Source organism: Rhizobium ruizarguesonis (assembly GCF_012349115.1).
GTDB lineage: Bacteria > Pseudomonadota > Alphaproteobacteria > Rhizobiales > Rhizobiaceae > Rhizobium > Rhizobium ruizarguesonis.
In genome coordinates, this window is the sequence record NZ_PQIG01000076.1 from 39,903 (window position 1) to 57,125 (window position 17,223).

At 61.1% G+C, this 17,223-nt stretch carries 14 protein-coding genes; 5 read left to right on the plus strand and 9 right to left on the minus strand.

Going from position 1 to position 17,223, the window contains the following annotated elements:
• The first annotated feature begins 36 nt into the window (after positions 1 to 36).
• Positions 37 to 930 (plus strand): DMT family transporter, encoded by an 894-nt coding sequence (locus C3Y91_RS15305; protein ID WP_130821388.1) that lies wholly within the window; start codon positions 37 to 39, stop codon positions 928 to 930.
• A gap of 3 nt (positions 931 to 933) precedes the next feature.
• On the opposite strand, the gene C3Y91_RS15310 is transcribed toward C3Y91_RS15305, so the two are convergent.
• Genes C3Y91_RS15310 through C3Y91_RS15325 form a run of 4 tightly spaced genes read right to left on the minus strand, consistent with a single transcriptional unit; the run spans position 934 to position 6,890 of the window.
• Positions 934 to 2,553, minus strand: coding sequence for a VOC family protein (locus C3Y91_RS15310; protein WP_174826518.1), 1,620 nt, complete (start codon positions 2,551 to 2,553; stop codon positions 934 to 936).
• Positions 2,554 to 2,574: 21 nt separating this feature from the next.
• Positions 2,575 to 4,170: a response regulator gene (locus C3Y91_RS15315; protein ID WP_024320955.1), complete on the minus strand. Its 1,596-nt coding sequence runs from the start codon at positions 4,168 to 4,170 to the stop codon at positions 2,575 to 2,577.
• Positions 4,171 to 4,174: 4 nt separating this feature from the next.
• Positions 4,175 to 4,600 (minus strand): response regulator, encoded by a 426-nt coding sequence (locus C3Y91_RS15320; RefSeq protein ID WP_018072540.1) that lies wholly within the window; start codon positions 4,598 to 4,600, stop codon positions 4,175 to 4,177.
• Positions 4,587 to 6,890 (minus strand): sensor histidine kinase, encoded by a 2,304-nt coding sequence (locus tag C3Y91_RS15325; RefSeq protein ID WP_174826517.1) that lies wholly within the window; start codon positions 6,888 to 6,890, stop codon positions 4,587 to 4,589. The genes C3Y91_RS15320 and C3Y91_RS15325 overlap by 14 nt, the downstream gene beginning before the upstream one ends.
• A 28-nt stretch (positions 6,891 to 6,918) precedes the next feature.
• Between C3Y91_RS15325 and C3Y91_RS15330 the strand changes: the two genes are divergently transcribed.
• From C3Y91_RS15330 to C3Y91_RS15340, 3 genes are all read left to right on the plus strand, one after another.
• Positions 6,919 to 7,296, plus strand: a complete 378-nt coding sequence (locus tag C3Y91_RS15330; protein ID WP_018493748.1) for a response regulator — start codon at positions 6,919 to 6,921, stop codon at positions 7,294 to 7,296.
• 480 nt (positions 7,297 to 7,776) lie between these two features.
• Positions 7,777 to 8,481, plus strand: a complete 705-nt coding sequence (locus C3Y91_RS15335) for a helix-turn-helix transcriptional regulator (RefSeq protein WP_168575552.1) — start codon at positions 7,777 to 7,779, stop codon at positions 8,479 to 8,481.
• A 30-nt stretch (positions 8,482 to 8,511) separates the two neighbouring features.
• Positions 8,512 to 8,949 (plus strand): response regulator, encoded by a 438-nt coding sequence (locus C3Y91_RS15340; RefSeq protein ID WP_018072544.1) that lies wholly within the window; start codon positions 8,512 to 8,514, stop codon positions 8,947 to 8,949.
• Positions 8,950 to 8,952: 3 nt separating this feature from the next.
• On the opposite strand, the gene C3Y91_RS15345 is transcribed toward C3Y91_RS15340, so the two are convergent.
• The 4 genes from C3Y91_RS15345 to ybaL all read right to left on the minus strand — a co-directional run bounded on the left by C3Y91_RS15345 (position 8,953) and on the right by ybaL (position 14,817).
• A complete protein-coding gene (locus C3Y91_RS15345; RefSeq protein WP_018072545.1) occupies positions 8,953 to 9,669 on the minus strand; it encodes a sensor histidine kinase in 717 nt (238 codons plus the stop codon).
• Positions 9,670 to 9,931: 262 nt separating this feature from the next.
• The gene (secD, locus tag C3Y91_RS15350) at positions 9,932 to 12,478 is read right to left on the minus strand and encodes a protein translocase subunit SecD (protein WP_018072546.1); all 2,547 of its coding nucleotides are present in this window, start codon (positions 12,476 to 12,478) and stop codon (positions 9,932 to 9,934) included.
• An 83-nt stretch (positions 12,479 to 12,561) separates the two neighbouring features.
• The gene (locus C3Y91_RS15355; protein ID WP_024320951.1) at positions 12,562 to 12,942 is read right to left on the minus strand and encodes a hypothetical protein; all 381 of its coding nucleotides are present in this window, start codon (positions 12,940 to 12,942) and stop codon (positions 12,562 to 12,564) included.
• 54 nt (positions 12,943 to 12,996) lie between these two features.
• The gene (gene ybaL, locus C3Y91_RS15360; protein WP_130685921.1) at positions 12,997 to 14,817 is read right to left on the minus strand and encodes a YbaL family putative K(+) efflux transporter; all 1,821 of its coding nucleotides are present in this window, start codon (positions 14,815 to 14,817) and stop codon (positions 12,997 to 12,999) included.
• A gap of 34 nt (positions 14,818 to 14,851) precedes the next feature.
• Here ybaL and C3Y91_RS15365 point away from each other — a divergent pair, with 34 nt between their 5' ends.
• The gene (locus C3Y91_RS15365) at positions 14,852 to 15,151 is read left to right on the plus strand and encodes a helix-turn-helix transcriptional regulator (RefSeq protein ID WP_017990271.1); all 300 of its coding nucleotides are present in this window, start codon (positions 14,852 to 14,854) and stop codon (positions 15,149 to 15,151) included.
• A gap of 51 nt (positions 15,152 to 15,202) precedes the next feature.
• Here the strand turns inward: C3Y91_RS15365 and C3Y91_RS15370 are convergent, their stop codons facing one another.
• Positions 15,203 to 16,645, minus strand: coding sequence for an ArnT family glycosyltransferase (locus tag C3Y91_RS15370; RefSeq protein WP_130685922.1), 1,443 nt, complete (start codon positions 16,643 to 16,645; stop codon positions 15,203 to 15,205).
• Between the last annotated feature and the right edge of the window lie 578 nt (positions 16,646 to 17,223).

The window sequence follows — 17,223 nt, forward strand, 5'->3', positions numbered from 1 at the left end:
TGACCCATCATTCGGGCGAGCAGAAATATCGAGACCATGTCGCAGGCTGCCTCCACCCTTTCCGAAGCCTCGCCTTCCAATCGTTTCGCCCTTGCGGCGCTCCTTCTCGGCGGGGCGGCAATCGGCGGCTCGCCGATCTTCGTCAGGCTGTCCGAAGTCGGCCCGATGGCGACGGCCTTCTGGCGCGTGGCGCTGGCGTTGATCCCGATCGTCATCGTCTCGTTCATGAAGAAGGATGCGGGACCGAAGCCGCAAAGCCTTTCCGACTATGCCATGCTCATTCTCCCAGGCGTCATGTTGGCGCTCGACCTCGGCGCCTGGCACCTTTCGCTCACTATGACGTCGGTCGCCAATGCGACGCTGCTTGCCAACCTCGCACCAGTTTTCGTCACGCTGATCTCCTTCGCCTTTTTCAGCGCGAGGATCAGCCGCGTCTTCCTGCTCGGGCTTGTCCTGGCGCTGTCAGGCGTCGTCGTTCTGAAGGGCGGACCAGCAGCCGTCGGCAATGGCGACCTCAGCGGCGACGGCATCGCGATGATCGCCGCCTTCTTCTATGCCTGCTACATCCTTGCGATCGGCAGGCTGCGCAGCCGCTTCGATACGATCCGCATCATGTTGTGGAGCACGGCATCGGCTGCCGCCTTCATCTTTCCGGTCGGCTTCTTCTACGAAGGTCACATGCTGCCCGCGACCGTCTATGGCTGGTCGATCGTCTTCGGCCTCGCCTTTATCAGCCATGCCGGCGGGCAGGTGGCGATCACCTACGCGCTGGCCTATCTGCCGGCGGCCTTTTCCTCGCTGACACTGCTGCTGCAGCCGGTCGTCGCGGCCATCCTCGCCTGGGCGCTGCTCAACGAGGCGATCGGGACGATGCAGGCGCTCGGCGGCGCCGTCGTGCTTGCCGGCATCATGGTTGCCCGCCGCGGCTGATCGTCAGCGATTTTCCTGCAGCAGCCATTTCTGGATGATCGGCACGTCGGCATCGCCGAGATCGTGGCCGCCGGCGATGACGTCGGAATCGACGGTGGCGCCCGAACTCTTCAGCCTCTCTTCCAACTCGCTCGCATATTTGCCGTAGGCATCCGTCTTGCCGCTGATGACGAGCAGGTCCGTGCCCTTCAGATCGGCATGCGGAAAGTCGCTGAGAACAGGCATGGAGCGCAGCAGCACCGCCTTATGAACCAGGTTCGGATGCAGGTAGAGCAGCGAGTTCAAAAGGTTGGCGCCATTGGAGTAGCCGACATAGACGACTTTCTGAGGGTCGAGCCCGTAGGATTTGACGGCCCCCTCGATGAAGGCCGCAAAGGCTTCCGCCTCGGTCTTGATGTCGTTCTGGTCGAAGGAGAAGGGGGTAATGCGCTTGTACCAGCGCGGAAAACCTTCCTCCGTCGCCCGGCCGCGCACGCCGAGCAGCGTTGCCCGCGGCGCCACCTTGTTCAAGAGCGGCATCAGCGTCGTCTCATTGCCGCCGGATCCGTGCAGGAGCACGAAGACGCTGCCGTCTGGGTCGGGGGGCGTATAGAAGCGATGGACGAATGGCAGCTCGCGATAATTGATGCGCGGCTGGCCGGGCATTGAAAATTGCGGCAGCATCACCTTCAGGTCATGGAGATTGGTGATGGCTTCGGGTGGCGCGAAGAGCTTGCCCCCGAGGGCGGCGTGCTCTTCGTCCACGGTCATGCCGGGTTTGTCGGTCGCGAGCTCCACCAGCGTGCCGCCGGGCTCGCGAGCGTAGAGCGAGCGGAAATATTTGCGGTCGTGCATGTTGGTCGGTGACGCGTCAGTCGCTTCCAGCGCCTTGCGCACCGAAAGCAGCGTCTCCTCGTCGGCGGCGCGGAAGGCGACGTGATCGACCGTGCCGGTGCCCGGCGCGCCGGACCAGAAGCCGCGCGCATCGCGCACGTCGATGATGTCGCCGGATTGCGAAACCAGCCTGTCGATCGTGCCGCGGCTGGCCTGGAAACGGTAACCAAAATGGCTCTCAAGGAAGCTGCGGCTTGCGGCGGGCTTCTCCGTCAGCATGGTCGCGCCGCGCACCCGCTGGATGGCATGCTCGACCGGGATCGAGGCACCGTCCCAGGCGGCCGGCGATACCAGGTTCTTTGCGCCTGCGAGCTTGAGGATGATGTTGTCAGGGTCCTTCAGCCGCAGGACAGGCTCGCCGAATTCGTCGGCTGGTCCCTCCGAGCGCAGGCCGAAGCTCATCGCGCGCGTCAGCCAGTAGCCGATGCTGGCGGGGTCGATCGACAGCGATATTTCGCTGATCTGGCCATAGCCGGCCCGGCCGGGCGCACCATCTTCCCAGGCGAGGAAGGTCAGGAGCGACCCTGGTGTCCCTGCCGCATCGCCATAGAAAAGATGAAGTTGGGTCGCGTCCTCGTAACCGGCTGTCTGCTTGACGAGCCGCATGCCGAGAAATCCCGCGTAGAAGTCCACGTTCGCCTGCACCTTTCGGGTGACGGCCGTGACGTGATGTATGCCTGATACCATCGAGAGCAGTCCTGATTGAAGCGGCGTCGTCAGGAGCGCGAGTATGAGAGCTGCGAAGGTCATACCGTTGCCAATGACGATCGCTTAGTTTTGTTCCGCACAAAGCGCAAGCGAATCGCCGCGCTGCAACAACTCCAAATGTTCGACATCTTCGAGTGCCTCTTCCAGTTGCTGCAAGGTTGGCGGCTTGACCATATAGGCGCGCGCGCCGAGATTTCTGGCCCGTCGCATGTCGCTCTCGTCGCTTGACGTGCTGAGAATGCAGACGGGAATTTGCTTGAGGCGGACGTCGGCTGAAAGCGCATGCAGCACCTCGAAGCCGTCCATGATCGGCATGTTGATGTCGAGCAGCATCAAGTCGATCTGCGGCACATCGGCGATGTCAGCGCGTTCTTCGAGCAGCCGCATTGCCTCGCGTCCGTTGGTGGCGACATGCAGGTTGAAATTCACCTTCTCCCGCCGCATCAGCTTGATCTTCAGAATCTGGATGTCGGCCGGGCTGTCTTCCACCAGCAGCACTTCGGCCAGCCTACCCGAACCTTCGCCTGGCTGCTCCGCCGGCCTGGCGCTGTGCGGGATGGCCGATGCGGCAGGCGGCGTGGACCTAGTCTCGGCGAGCGGCACTTCGAGAATGAAGGTGGCGCCCGGCCCATTTTCTGCCTCGCACCAGATAGAGCCGCCATGCATCTGCGCGATGCGGCGGCAGATGGCAAGGCCGAGCCCGGTGCCTTCGATGCCGCGGCCGACGAGGCGCTTGAACGGCTGGAAGATCAGCTCGCGATGCTCAGGATCGATGCCAGGCCCGTTGTCACGCACGGTGAGGCGGCAGATATCGCCCTGCGCTTCGCCTGTGATGCTGATCTCCGGAACCTTCTGCTCGCAGTAGCGGATGGCATTCGACACCAGGTTCTGCAGGAGCTGGGTCAGCAGCGTCGCATCGCCCATGACCTCCGGCAGCGCCCCGCGGATGATGACGGCGCCGCGGCTTTCGGTCTGCTGACGCAGATTGTCCTCCACCTGGTCGAGCACATCAGATAGCGAGACCGGCCTGAGCTCCAGCCCGCCGTAGGCCTCGAGCTTGGTGAAACCCGAGACCTTGACGATCAGGTCTTCCATATGGTCGGCGGCGCTGAGCACGTAATCGAGCAATTCCCGGTCTTCGGCTGGAAGCGCGGCAGAACCGTGCAGGATGCGGCTGAAGGATTTGATCGTCCGGAGCGGCTCTTTCAAATCATGGGCCATGGCGCGGGTGAAGATCTCAAGCGATTGCCGCTTCTGCTCCAGCTTTGCTTCCAGCATGCCGTGCATGATGGCATTCTGGATGCAGCGATGCAGTGTTTCAGGCGAAAGCGAATCCTTTGTCAGATAGTCGCGCGCGCCGCTCTTCATCACCTCGACGGCGACGGTTTCGTTGCCCTGGCCGGTCAGCATGATGACGTTGGCGGCGGGATCACTCTCCAGGATATCCGCAAGAACGCCGAGCCCGTCGCGACCCGGCAGCGAATAGTCGAGCAGGATGCAGTCCGGCCGTTTCCGGCCGTTCAGTGCAAGGCCCTCTTCGCCCGTCTCCGCCTCCACCACGGTATAGGCGGTGCTGGAAACGCGGCCCAGTATGCGGCGATAGACCTCGCGATCGTCGATGTTGTCGTCGATGATGAGAATGGAGCAGTGTTCCGCCAATCTGTCAGTCCTCGAGCGGCAGGATCGCGATTTCGAACCAGTATTCCTTCAGCCGCTGGATCGCGGCGAAGAGCCCGTCGAGATCGACCGGCTTCTGCACATAGGTATTGGCGCCGAGCGCATAGCAGCCTTCGATATCGCGCTCGTCGTCGGAGGTCGTGAGGATCACCACCGGGATCTTGCGCCAGCCGGCGTTCGACTTGATCGCCTCCAGCGTCTTGCGGCCGTCAAGGCCCGGCATGTTGAGATCGAGCAGGATCAGTCCCGGTTTCGGCACCATCGAGCCGAGCATGTCGAGCGCTTCCTGACCGGAGGCCGCCCAGCGGATCGAGTTGCGCAGGTTGGTGCGTTTGAAGGCGCGCATCGTCGCTTCGAAATCGTCCTCGCTGTCCTCGACGATCAGGATCGGTTGCGTGTCACGCTGCTGCATTCTGCCCCTCGCGCTTTTTTCCCAGGGTGAAATAAAATGTCGTGCCGGTGCCGACCTCGGATTCCAGCCAGATATCGCCATTGTGCCGCGCGATGATCTTGCGGACGAAGGTAAGGCCTGCTCCGGTGCCGTCGTCGGAATCCTGCGACTTTTCCAGCCGCTTGAAAATGCGGAAAATATCCTCGTGGAATTCCTGCGGGATGCCCTTGCCGTTATCCTTAACGAAAAACACGTTGCGGGCAACCGTGCCGTCCTGACCGACGAACCGATCGAGGTAACCGATCGAGACGAGCGGCGCCGGCTTGTCGTTGTATTTGATCGCATTGGTGATGAGATTGCGGAACACTTCGGTCAGCCGCGGCGCGTCGCAGACCACCTCCGGCAGCCGGCCGTCAATGATGACCTTGGCATGCCGCTCCTCCAGCAACAGCTCCATCGTCGCGACGACATCCTTGACGATCAGGCCGATATCGGTGCGTTTGACCGCCAGTTGCTGCCGCCCGAGCCGAGAGAAATAAAGAAGGTCGTTGACGAGTTTCTCCATGCGCTGGCTGAGGCGCACGAGCCGGTTCAGCCGGCGCACGCCGTCCTGGTCGAGCTTGTCTTCATAGTCCTCCAAGAGGAAGCGGGAATGGTTGTGCAGGCCGCGTAGCGGTTCCTTGAGGTCATGCGAGGCGATATAGGCGAATTCATCGAGGTCGTGGTTGCTGCGCTCGAGCTCGGCCGTATAAGCCTCGAGCTGGGAAAGCGTCGTTTTCATCCGTTCTTCCTGCCGGACGCGCTCGCTGATGTCGCGCACGATACCGACGAAGGTTTTTGTATGGCCGGTGACGACGGCGCTGATGGAAACATCGATCGGAAAGACGATGCCGTTCTTGCGTCGCCCGGAGACCATGCGCGTCGTACCGATGATGCGCTCCTCGCCGGTCTGCCGGTAATGGCCGAGATAGCCGTCGTGCTCGGAATGGTAGGGTTCGGGCATCAGCATCTTGATGTTCCGGCCGATCGTCTCCTGCAGGGAGTAACCGAACATGCTTTCAGCCGCCGGATTGAAATTCTTGATCGTTCCACGCTCGTCGATGACGACGACGGCATCAGGGGTGCCACGCACCAGCGCGCCGAAGCGGACGCGCTCGCTTTCCAGGTTATAATTGTTGCGCATGAAATAGAAGACGAGAAGCGCGATCAGCCAGAGCGTGGCAGCTGTAATAGTGCGGTTGGCGATCTCCTGCCAGAACGCCGCTTCGTCGTGCCTGACGGCGAAAAAGCCGAGCATCAGGAGCACGGTGCAGGCAAAGGCGAAGAAAAGCGGCGCATTTCTGTTGCCGAACCAGAGCGCCGTCAACACCAGCGGCACATAGAGAATGCCGTTGGCGACACCCAGCGGCGTGTAGAGATCGACGAGAATGCCGGTGAAGCAGACTGCAGCCGGGATCCACAGCGGGATCTGTGCCCGGTTTGTCGGCTGCATCCACCAGGAGCGGGCGAGAAGCCCCGAGCCGAAGATCACAATGCCGATCGCCGTATGCAGCGCCATCGCCGCATAGGGTCCCCAGCGGTAACCCTGTTCGGCATCGGTGACATAGCCGGCCAGCGCGATCATGCCGAGCGTGATAACGACATAGCTCGTCAGTTCCTGCACGACCTGGCTTTTCTTCTCCACGTGGAGCGAGAGCAGTACCGAAAGATTGGCGATCAGGAAGACCAAAGCGGTGTTCGGCCCCATGCCGCCGCCGATCTTGGCGATGAAATCGGGCGGAACCAGGAAACGCGTGATCAACATGTCGACATTGTGAAAAGTCCGCCCGATTGTGACGATTTCCACGAGCCGGGCCGCAGCGATCGCCGCCGCAAGCCCCGCCGTGATCGTTGCCGTTATGCGAAAACGGCGGGCCGCCAGTGTCGAGGCGGCAAGCCCCACGCCGGAAAGCACGAAGCAGAGCGCGGTGTTGAAGGCCATCGACGGAAAGCCGGGAACCAGCGAAATGACAATCTCGACCTGCAGCAGCCAGCCGGCAAGGGCAGTCACGCCGAGAAGGAACATCATGAAGCCGACCGCAATCGCAAAGGCACGGTAGTGCCGCCTTGGCTGGTCCTGCAGGTCCACGTTGCCCTGATCCTGCACCCGTGTGTCCTCCTTCGGTTCGCGCGGCCATCTTTTCCGAAATCGAGGAATACTCAATAGGCAAGGCAGGGCGGTGCCATGCTTTTTGCGAAATGATCTGCGATAAGGTATATCGAATTTCAGTGGAACCGCGATATGGTGACGTCGAAGGACAGCGAGGTTCATTCGAACAATATCCAAATTGCGGTGCTAGATGACCACCTTATTTTATGTTGACGACAGTAAGGATGACCTCTTCTATCTCGACTATATCTGCAGAAAGCAGCAGATTGACGTCGATCTATTCTGTTTCTCCACGGCCGAAATGGCGCTGGAGGCGCTGGAGACGCGCGCGGCGGAAGGCAAGGCCCCGCCTGACCTGCTGGTCGCCGATCTCTACATGCCACTCGACAGCGGCATCAGCCTCATCACTCGGTTGCGCCTGGATGATCGTTTCAAGGCGATGCGGCTTGCTATCTGCAGCGGATCGGATGCTGCCGAGGACCGCGCACGCTCACTCGATGCCGGCGCCGATGTCTATCTGGAAAAGCCACTTGACCTTGCCACGATCATTCTCAATCTTGAGATGTAGAAAACGGCGAGAGCCGTATGACCTATTCTCTCTCATTCGTCCAAGCCATATGACAAACCGCAATTGACAAGGTCGAGGACGCATCACAAGATGCAACCGGAGCGAAGAATATGGAACGCAAAAATAAGCGCTGAGAGAACCGATCAACCCGCGTTCGCCGCCACGAACATCAGCCAACCCCTTAGCTGAATGGGTCTTCGGCTCTCTCGCGCTTACGTCTGGCACTGCCTTCTCGCATTCATGGATGTTGAATGCAGGAAGAATACGATACCCAGGTAAGAACTACTGCCCCTCAGTAAAATCTGCCCGTGCATCACCTGTCGTTGAGATAATTGATGATTTCCGCCTTACATATCGAAAGTCCCCGTTTTCGATATCTCTCATCAACCGTCTCGCAATTTTTGTAGCTCTTCGCGTTTAAGACGTATATCCCAAGATTTCGGGATTAGAGGTATCGGCGGGAGGAGAGGAAGAGTGGGAATGAGCAATGCCCCGGCAATTCCCTTTCATGCCGGACCGGAGCTTAGCCGGGCGATCAACCGCACCGATTTTTTCCGCCTGCTGAAGTCGGCGGCGCAGCATTACAACTTCGACAATTTCGCGCTTGCCCGCATTTCCGAGGCTTCGGCCCCTTTCGGTGAACGCGATATCCTCATCACCAATGTCGCCGACCGGCGTGTCGGCCTTTTCATCACGACGTTGAAGGAAGCGCTGGGAACCGTCCGGGCAAAGACCGCCCAGTTCCTGGCAACGCCGGTCCATGGCAGGAGCGCACAGCCGGAAGTTTATCCGTCCGATCTTGTTTTCAACGAATTCCTGGGTGGCGTCTTTCTCTTCATCCCGCTGTTTACGCCGGAAGGGCGGCGATATTGCCTCGTGCTCAGCGGCGAGCGTCCGGAGCCGGATCAGAGTGAGATCGCCGACATGCTTCTCGACGCCATGCGCATTTTCGACAAGCTCTACGAGGAAATCCTGACGCCGGAAATGTCCGGACGGCTGACCCAGCGCGAATCGGAAATCGTCAAATGGACGAGCGAAGGCAAGACGTCGGCGGAAATCGCCATCATTCTCGGTCTCTCCGAACATACGGTCAATTCGCACATCACCGCGGCCGCGCGCAAACTTGACGCTGTCAACCGCGTTCATATGGTGGCGATCGCCTTGAGGAATGGTTTGGTTTCGTGAAGATGGTTTCGGGATTGGGGAAATGAGACGATGATCACCGAAACGAGCCGGAGGAACACCGTCAAAGTTCTCTTTGTCGATGACGAATTCATCGAATTCCGCGCGCTCAAGAAGAAGATCGCCGATCTCTCCGAGCCGGCCGTCGAGGTTGAATATTCGCCATCGATCGGTGACGCGCTGGAAAAGATCCGCTTGGCGCGCTTCGATCTCATCCTGCTCGACAACCGCCTGCTGCCAAATGCCGATTTCCGCGAAACGGTGCCGGAGTTGCGCGGCATCGGTTACACCGGCCCGATCGGCGTCGTCTCGACCGATATATCGGGTGGCTATTTTCAGGAATTCCCGGATTACGGCGTCGATTTCCGCATCGGCAAGGACGAAATCGATGCCCAGACGCTGCAGCACATCATCCGCGAATATGTAACCTATGACGTTCCGGATTTCTGGAAGGACGATTACAGCATCTAACCATCAAGCGATGGGAAGGCGGATGATGAAACAGCTGCCGCTCGCATCCGAATGTTCAAGGCTGATATCGCCGCCAAGCGCCGTTAGAAACTCCCGCGCCGTCGTCAATCCGAGACCAGCGCCCTGGACCGCTCCCGCCTTCGGCAATTTCCAGAACGGCTCGAATATTCGCTCCCGATAAGCCGGATCGATGCCCGTCCCATTGTCGGAAATCCGGATGAACCAGTCCGTCCCCTCGCGCTCCGCGGCAATGGCGACATGCGGCGACGCTTCGCTGCGATAGGTGAGGGCATTGGTCAAAAGATGCCGCAGCACCAGACCGAAGAGGGCAGGGTCGGTCCGGATGGAAGGCAGGCCGTCGCTTTCAAGCGTTGCCTCACGGACGGCCGCCTCGTCGGTCAGTTCGCCCCAGACATTTTCGGCCAGCGCCTGCAGATCGACCTCTTCAGGCGTCACCTGAGGTGTGCCGCCGGCAAGGCTCATCAACGCCTTGGTGAGCCGCTGCGCCGTCTGCGCCTTTTCCAGGATCATCCGGAGGCTCTGAAGCTGTTCGCCGTCGAGCGTCTCCTCGAGATCATCGAGCAGCAACTCGGCATACATGGCGATATGGCGGAGCGGTGATTGCAGGTCGTGCGAAGCGGTCGCGAGAAAACGCTTGATGCGCTCCTCGCTGTCTCCGGCAACGGTGGTTTCCGGCGGTCTTGTCGGGTTGGATGACATCTAGCGGTTTCCCCGATCTCAATTGCAGCGCCGCGCGTCTTTTCAGGCGCGCAAAGGACGCTGTAACACGTTGAATTGGCACATAATGCAGCAGCCGACAATAGAAAGAGGGCGCCGGCTCTGCAACCGGCGCCCTCTTCAAGGATGCGTTAAAAACGGAATAGAGCGCCGCGCGTCTTTTGAGACGCGCAAAGGACGCTCTATCACTTTGAATTGCGTATAATCCTTGCCGAAAATCGATTCCGATTTTCGGGGTTATGCGCTAGCTCGCGGACTTGCGCGGGCGACCCTGTTCCGGGGGGATGATCTCGACTGCCGTATCGGTTGCCGCTGCCTTGGCATGGCGGCGGCGCCAGTCGCCGAGGAAGAGCAGGATGGGTGCCGCGATGAAGATCGACGAGGCGCCGGCCACGAGAATGCCGAAGACCATCGGGATCGCGAAGCTCGAGACAGCACTACCGCCCCAGATCGCCATCGGCACCAGCGCGAGGAAGGCCGTCGCATTGGTGTAAAGGCTTCGCGCCAGGGTCTCGTTGATCGACTTGTCGATGATTTCGCGCAGCGGCATCGACTTATAGAGCCGCATGTTTTCGCGCATGCGGTCATAGACGACGACTTTGTCGTTCACCGAGTAACCGACGAGCGTCAGGATGGCGGCGATAGCCGTCAAATTGAAGTCGAGGCCGGTGATCGCGAAGAAGCCGATCGCCTTGGTGACATCGAGCACCAGCGTGACGATGGCGCCGACGGCAAACGGCCATTCGAACCGCACCCAGATGTAGATGAGCATCGCGAAGCTTGCGATCACCACCGACAGGATACCGGCCCAGGCAAGCTCGCCGCTGACCTTCGGACCGATGACGTCGGTGCCTTCGATGGTGGCGGTCGGATCGATCTTGGCGACTTCGGCCTTCAGCTTGGTTACCGCTGCCGTCTGTGCCTCTTCGCCGCCTTCCTGCCGTTGAGCGCGAACGAGAATGCTGTTTTTGTCGCCGAAGGACTGCAGCGAGATTTCGCCGAGACCAAGCGTGTTCAAGCCTTCACGGAACGTCCCGAGATCGGCCGGGCCGGTGGTCCTGACGGCCATCTGGATGCCGCCGCGGAAATCGACGCCGTAGTTGAGGCCCGGATGAATGAAGAGCACGACGGAGGCAATCGAAAGCAGCGCCGAAACGGCGATGCCGAAGAAGCGCGCCTTCATGAACTGGATGTGCTTGTCATAGGGGCTGAACGGGATCAACGGCCGGATGTTCAGCACCTTGAGCTTGCTGCGGCGGGTGATCTCGATCATCGCGACACGCACGAAGGCGACCGATGTGAACATCGAGATGATCAGGCCGAGCGCCATGGTCACGGCAAAGCCGCGAACCGGTCCGGAGCCGAAAAAGAACAGGATGGCCGCAGCGATCAGGGCCGTCATGTTGCCGTCGATAATGGTCGAATAGGCACGGCGGAAGCCGGTGTCGATGGCGGCGAAGGCGCTCCTTCCCTTGCGCGTTTCTTCGCGGATGCGCTCGTTGATGAGAACGTTCGCGTCGACCGCAAGGCCGATGCCGAGAACGACACCGGCAATGCCCGGTAGCGTCAGCGTCGCACCAACCAGCGTTAGCGCCGAGAAGGTCAGGATCGTGTGGATCAACAGCGCGATATTCGCCAGGAAGCCCCAGGTGCCATAGAGAACGAAGATGAAGGCTGCGACGAGCACAAAGCCGACGATGCCGGAATAAATGCCCATCTTGATGGCATCGGCTCCGAGGTCGGCGCCGACGGTGCGCTCTTCGATGACCGTCAGCTTCGCGGGCAGGGCGCCGGCGCGCAACATGGCGGCCAGCGTCGTGGCGCTATCGGCCGAGAAACTGCCGGAGATCTGGCCTGAACCGCCGGTGATCGGCTCGCGGATAACAGGCGCGCTCAGCACCTTGTCGTCGAGGACGATGGCGAAGGGATTGCCGACGTTCTGGCGGGTGATCTCGGCAAAGCGGCTGGCGCCGGCGCTGTCGAAGCGGAAGCTGACGATCGGCTCATGCGTGTTCGAGTCGAAGCTGACGCGGGCATCCGAAAGGCGGTCGCCGGAGATTTCGACGCGGTCGAGGACCGGATACGACCTGCCTTCATCGTCCTTCAGCATGGTCACGCCGGGTCCGGGCGCATTGTTCGGCGACAGCATGTGGAACGACATCTTGGCGGTGGAGCCGAGCAGTTCGCGCAGGCGTGACGGATCCTGCGCGCCCGGAAGCTGGACGAGCACGCGATTGGCGCCGATGCGCTGGATGGTCGGCTCGGAGACGCCGACCTGGTCGACGCGCTGGCGGATGACTTCAAGGCTTTGCTGGACGGCATTGTCGACATTGGCGGAGATGCCGGCCGGCGAGAAGCCGACGGTGATGGTGGCGCCGTTCGCAGTGACGGCCAGATCCGACTGGCCGGCGCTGAGGCCAGTGCTGATCGGGTTGGCAAGCGTCTTGAGTTCGGTGACGGCAGCATCGCTCTGCGCGGCATCGGCAAGCGTCACGACGATCTGGTTCTGGCTGCGGACCACGGCTTTCGGCTGGATGCCCTTTTCGCGCAGCACGCGCCGCGCGTCCTGAAGCAGCGACTGCAGCCGCTCCTTGGTCAGGTCGGCTTCGTCGACTTCCAGAACGAGGTGCGAACCGCCGCGAAGGTCGAGGCCGAGTGACACCTGCTCATGCGGCAGCCAGGCCGGCACGCGCTGGAGGACGGATTGCGGCAGGACGTTCGGCAGGGCGATCAATAGGCCGAGTAGGATGATCACCGTATAGGTGACCACCAGCCATCGTGAAGTACGCATGTTGTATTCCTTGATATCGAGGGCCGGCGCTCGGGCGCTGGCGGCATGTCGTCAATGGTCGGAAGCGCCGATCGGCGCGAGCGTCAGGCAGCGACCGGCGGTGCGCGCGGCTGATAGGTCCTGGAGACTGCGGCATGAAGCGAAGCTTCAAATGCCGGAAAAGGCGCGGCCATGGTCCAGCCGGAAAAATCGACAACCGGGGCGGCGGCAAGGGCAAGCGGTCCGGCGTCATGCGCCGCCTGCTTCGGTGCAAGCTTGCGCTCCGTGGCAAGCAGCCCGCGCACGGCATCACGCGCAGTCAGCTGCGGCGGCTGCGGATCTCGACCGGAAGAGGAAAGCGTATTGACGGCGGCGGCCGGCGAGATCACCAGGTTGCCGCCGAAAAGCAGGCCGAGATAGGCAAGGATGGCGACGAGGAGGGAGGCGGCGATACGGCTCGTCAGACGGCGCTGGTCCAGCTCCATCTTCTCCGTCCCGGCGATGTCACTCCCGTATCGGCTCAAAAGCGCGCCAATCTCTCATTCTCTTTCCGGCGGAGGGTCATCCGTCGGCATAATTGTATCAGGCCCATGCCTGTCTTCATAGGGCACACTCTCATGATGCACTTGGGCGAGCCGGTCAACCATGCCCAGCGCGATTTCGCGTTCGCCCATGATGACAGTGTCGGCGCCATAGTGCGTCAACTCATCGACCTCGGCGTCGGAATGGGCGCGGGCGACGATGAGGATCGATGGATTGACGCTACGCGCCTGCTCGGCGATGCGGCAGGCCTCGAAGGCGTTGGGGATGGCGATGGCAATGCTGCGGGCGCCAGAAAGATTGGCAAGGTCGAGCGTTTCCCGCATCACCGCATTGCCCGCCAGGGTTTCGATACCCTGCGCCTTCAGCTCGCCGATGCGCTTGTCGGAATCCTCGATGACCAGGAAGGGCGTGGCCGACGACTTGAGATTCTGTCCGACGATGCTGCCAACCCGCCCGTAGCCGACGAGAATGGCGTGGCCACTGAGGGCGGTCGGGTGCACCTCGTCGTCTTCAGGCGGCATCTCCTCCTGCGCTGCTATCGCATCTGCATCGGGAACAGGGTCCGCCACGACGTCTTCGCGCTTTGCACCATCCAGCAGCGGCCGCATGCGGTCGCAGAGGAAGAACAGCAGCGGATTGAGGATGATCGAGATGATGGCGCCGGCAAGGATCAGATCGCGGCCTTCCTCCGGCAGCAGCCCGAGTTCGACGCCGAGAGCGGCGAGGATGAAGGAGAATTCGCCGATCTGGCCGAGGCTGGCCGAAATCGTCAGCGCCGTGCCGAGCGGCTTCTTGAAGGCGAGCACGATCAGGAGCGCGGCGACGGACTTGCCGATGACGATGATGAAGATGGTGGCGAGGATCGGCAGCGGCCTGTCGATCAGGATGTTCGGATCGAACAGCATGCCGACCGAGACGAAGAAGAGCACGGCAAAGGCGTCGCGCAGCGGCAGGCTTTCCTGCGCGGCGCGATGGCTGAGCTCGCTTTCGGCAAGCACCATGCCGGCGAAGAAGGCGCCGAGCGCCAGCGACACGCCAAAGAGCTTCGCCGCGCCGAAGGCGACGCCGAGCGCGATCGCCAGCACGCCGAGCCGGAAGAGCTCGCGCGAACCGGTATGGGCGATGCGGTGCATCGTCCAGGGAATGAGCTTGCGGCCGAAAACCAGCATCAGTGCCACGAACAGCGCCACCTTCACCAGCGTCATGGCGATCATGCCGCCGATGCCGAGATCGAGGCCGAACAGGCGGTTCAACCCGGCCGAGAGCGGTTCGACAGGAGCGTGACCCTCACCGCCGATGCTGGCTGCGGCCGGGATCAGCACCAGCGCCAGCACCATGGCGAGATCCTCGACGATCAGCCAGCCGACGGCGATCCTGCCGCGCTCGGTCTCGACGAGACGCCGCTCCTGCAGCGCTTTCAAGAGCACCACGGTTGAGGCGACCGAGAGCGCCAGGCCGAAGACCAGGCTGCCGCCGGTCGGCCAGCCCATGAAGGCGCCGAGCCCCCAGCCGAGCAGTGTCGCAAAGGCGATCTGCACGATCGCGCCGGGCACTGCGATGCCACGCACCGACAGCAGGTCTTTCAGGGAGAAATGCAGCCCGACGCCGAACATCAGCAGGATGACACCGATTTCGGCCAACTCCGGCGCAAGGTTCTGATCCGCCACATAACCTGGCGTATGTGGCCCCACAAGCACACCGGCTATGAGATAACCGACGAGCGGCGGCATCCGCAGCCGATGGGCGAAGGCGCCGAAAATGAAAGCCAGCACGAGGCCGCCGACGATTGTCGAAATCAACGGCGTATCGTGTGGCATCGCTGTCTCCCGATCTGGAAATCCCGTTCGTAATATGACATATATGGTTTATATCGACCAATATGGGCAACTTGAAATCATGGGTCAAGGCGCAAGGGAAACAATTCTCACTCCTGCTCTCTGTCGCGCGGCGCGTGGCCTGCTCGACTGGACCCAGACCGATCTTGCCGAGAGGGCCGCCGTCTCGCGCAGCACCATCCGCGATTATGAAGGCCGGCACCACGACATCCATCGCGCGACGGAGGCGCAGCTGCGCCTCGCCTTCGAGGAAGGCGGCGTCAAATTCGTGGAGATCGAAGGGGCGGGCACCGGCCTCTGCCTGCCCACTGCATAATTCAAAGGGTTACAGTGCCCTCTGCGTCTCTCGAAAAGACGCGTGGCTCTGTCATCGGGCAGGCTGAACCGGCTCAGGCGCCAGGCAGGCGGCAGAGACCTTGTAGGCTGAAAGCGCCTTGCCCTTGTAGTTGCCTTCCGTCGGCTGCCAGTTCTTCAGTACCTCGGGCGTCTCGGTGGCGCAGGTGAAGGGTCCGTCCGTCAGGAAAACCACCTTGCCGGTGATGTCGGCCGGCAGAGCGAATTCCTGCTCGTAATAGCTCTCCGGAAGGCCTGCGGGCGCCCGCGCATAGATCCGGTAGGATGTATCGCGGAGCGTATAGAAAAGATCGGCGACCATGTCGCGATTGTCGGTGACGATGATGTCCGTGCCCGCCTGAGCTGCGAGAGCGGCCGCCTCGCGGCTGACTTCGGCACGGCCGAGATAGCGCTTCATCAGCGCGTCGCCGTTCGGCAGCAGCAACTGATGCGGAAAGATCGTCGCCAGCGGAAAGAGCAGGCTGGCGATGCCGTTGATGGTCAGCGACAACCTGAGCCCCTTCGGCCACATCCGGTAAAGCAGCCAGACGGCAAGGATGGTGCCTGCGACATAGGCAGTGACCGCCCAGTTGGCATAGGCCTTGGCGACCGTTGCCTGCAGCGTGATCAGCACCACCACCGGCATCGACAGCCAGACCAGCATCTTTTCCCGATCGTCGCTCCTACCCTTGATCATGCGATAGACCGCCCAGAGCATTGCAAAGAAGATGATCGGCCCGACGACGCCGAACTGGGCGGAGAAAAATTCAAGCCCGCGGCGGACACTGATACCGAGTTCGCTCCAATGGGCAATATCCTGCGTATGCCGCACCGTTGTGTTGTCGTGCTGCAGGTTCCACCAGAGGTTCGGCAAGGCGACGACCGCCGCGACCGCGACCGCGATGATGAAATCCCGGATGGCGATGCGTGCCGCCGGAATGAGGAGGAGGGCAAGCGCGCCGCCCGGAACGACGAACAGCACGGCATATTTCGTCAGGAAGGCGAGGCCGACGCTAAGGCCCATGACGAGCGCCAGCCCGACCGGGCGTCGCTGCGTCAGGCCGAAATAGGCAAGCAGCGCGATCGCGATGAAGAATAGCAGGATCACGTCGGTCGAGAAGAACACCGAAGAAAGCGCGACGCCGGGGAGCGTGATGTAGGTGGCGCCCGTCCAGCCTTCGATCTCCGGCCCGACGAAACGTTTTGCCGTCTTCATCAGCACCAGTGCCGCCGCCATGTGGATCAGCGGTCCGAGCAGCCTGATCCAATAGATGGCGTTGGAGCCGGAAAGCTCGGTCATCGCCCGGATCACCCAGGCAATCATTGGCGGCTTGGAATAATAGCCGAGATCGAGATTCTGCGACCAGAACCAGTACTGCGCCTCGTCGACGAAAAGGTCCGTCGCATCGAAATTGAGCGTGACGACGCGCCAGAGCGTGAAGCCAAGAACGATGAGGAGACCAGATCTGGGGGACATGAACCGATAGTTCCGCTGACATGAAAGGCGCGAGTGCGATACACCAAAGGTGCCGGACTGCCAACGGGGAAGGGTGGAGATCAGTCTAAAGCATGTCGCGCAAAACTGTGCAGCTGCGGTACCGACATGCGTAAATGTAAAAATCTAAAGCGCGAAGAGCGTTTCTGAAAGATCGCGACGCGCTTTAGAACACCCGAAGTGCGCGGAGATCGCGGTTTGCAGCGAGAAAATCGAGACGGGCGACGGCGGCAAGCAGCGTCATTGCAATCAAGCAGGAACCCAATCCGAGAACAATCATTGCTCTGTCCTTGTCGACGTCATGTCTTGGTTATCGACCGGCATATAACACGGAGCTTGCGTGTGCCTTGTAGCAGCCGTGCAACTCCGCAGCAGTATTTGTTGTGAACGGCCTTGAATTGCTTCAAAAGCCTGCACCGCGAAAGGCTTATTAACCTTCAAGCAAGGAATTAACCATAAACATTGGTTTACACGTCGGAATGGGAAGATGCACTCGTTCCCACCAGGCATGACGCCGTCCCGCCGTACCGGGTTGATCCGGTATCCATCTCTTCAGACAG

Coding starts and splice junctions, on each gene's coding strand:
- C3Y91_RS15305 (WP_130821388.1), top strand. CDS start 37: ATGTCGCAGGCTGCCTCCACCCTTTCCGAAGCCTCGCCTTCCAATCGT.
- C3Y91_RS15310 (WP_174826518.1), bottom strand. CDS start 2,553: ATGACCTTCGCAGCTCTCATACTCGCGCTCCTGACGACGCCGCTTCAA.
- C3Y91_RS15320 (WP_018072540.1), bottom strand. CDS start 4,600: ATGCAGCAGCGTGACACGCAACCGATCCTGATCGTCGAGGACAGCGAG.
- C3Y91_RS15325 (WP_174826517.1), bottom strand. CDS start 6,890: ATGAACCTCGCTGTCCTTCGACGTCACCATATCGCGGTTCCACTGAAA.
- C3Y91_RS15330 (WP_018493748.1), top strand. CDS start 6,919: ATGACCACCTTATTTTATGTTGACGACAGTAAGGATGACCTCTTCTAT.
- C3Y91_RS15335 (WP_168575552.1), top strand. CDS start 7,777: ATGAGCAATGCCCCGGCAATTCCCTTTCATGCCGGACCGGAGCTTAGC.
- C3Y91_RS15340 (WP_018072544.1), top strand. CDS start 8,512: ATGATCACCGAAACGAGCCGGAGGAACACCGTCAAAGTTCTCTTTGTC.
- C3Y91_RS15345 (WP_018072545.1), bottom strand. CDS start 9,669: ATGTCATCCAACCCGACAAGACCGCCGGAAACCACCGTTGCCGGAGAC.
- secD (WP_018072546.1), bottom strand. CDS start 12,478: ATGCGTACTTCACGATGGCTGGTGGTCACCTATACGGTGATCATCCTA.
- C3Y91_RS15355 (WP_024320951.1), bottom strand. CDS start 12,942: ATGGAGCTGGACCAGCGCCGTCTGACGAGCCGTATCGCCGCCTCCCTC.
- ybaL (WP_130685921.1), bottom strand. CDS start 14,817: ATGCCACACGATACGCCGTTGATTTCGACAATCGTCGGCGGCCTCGTG.
- C3Y91_RS15365 (WP_017990271.1), top strand. CDS start 14,852: ATGACATATATGGTTTATATCGACCAATATGGGCAACTTGAAATCATG.
- C3Y91_RS15370 (WP_130685922.1), bottom strand. CDS start 16,645: ATGTCCCCCAGATCTGGTCTCCTCATCGTTCTTGGCTTCACGCTCTGG.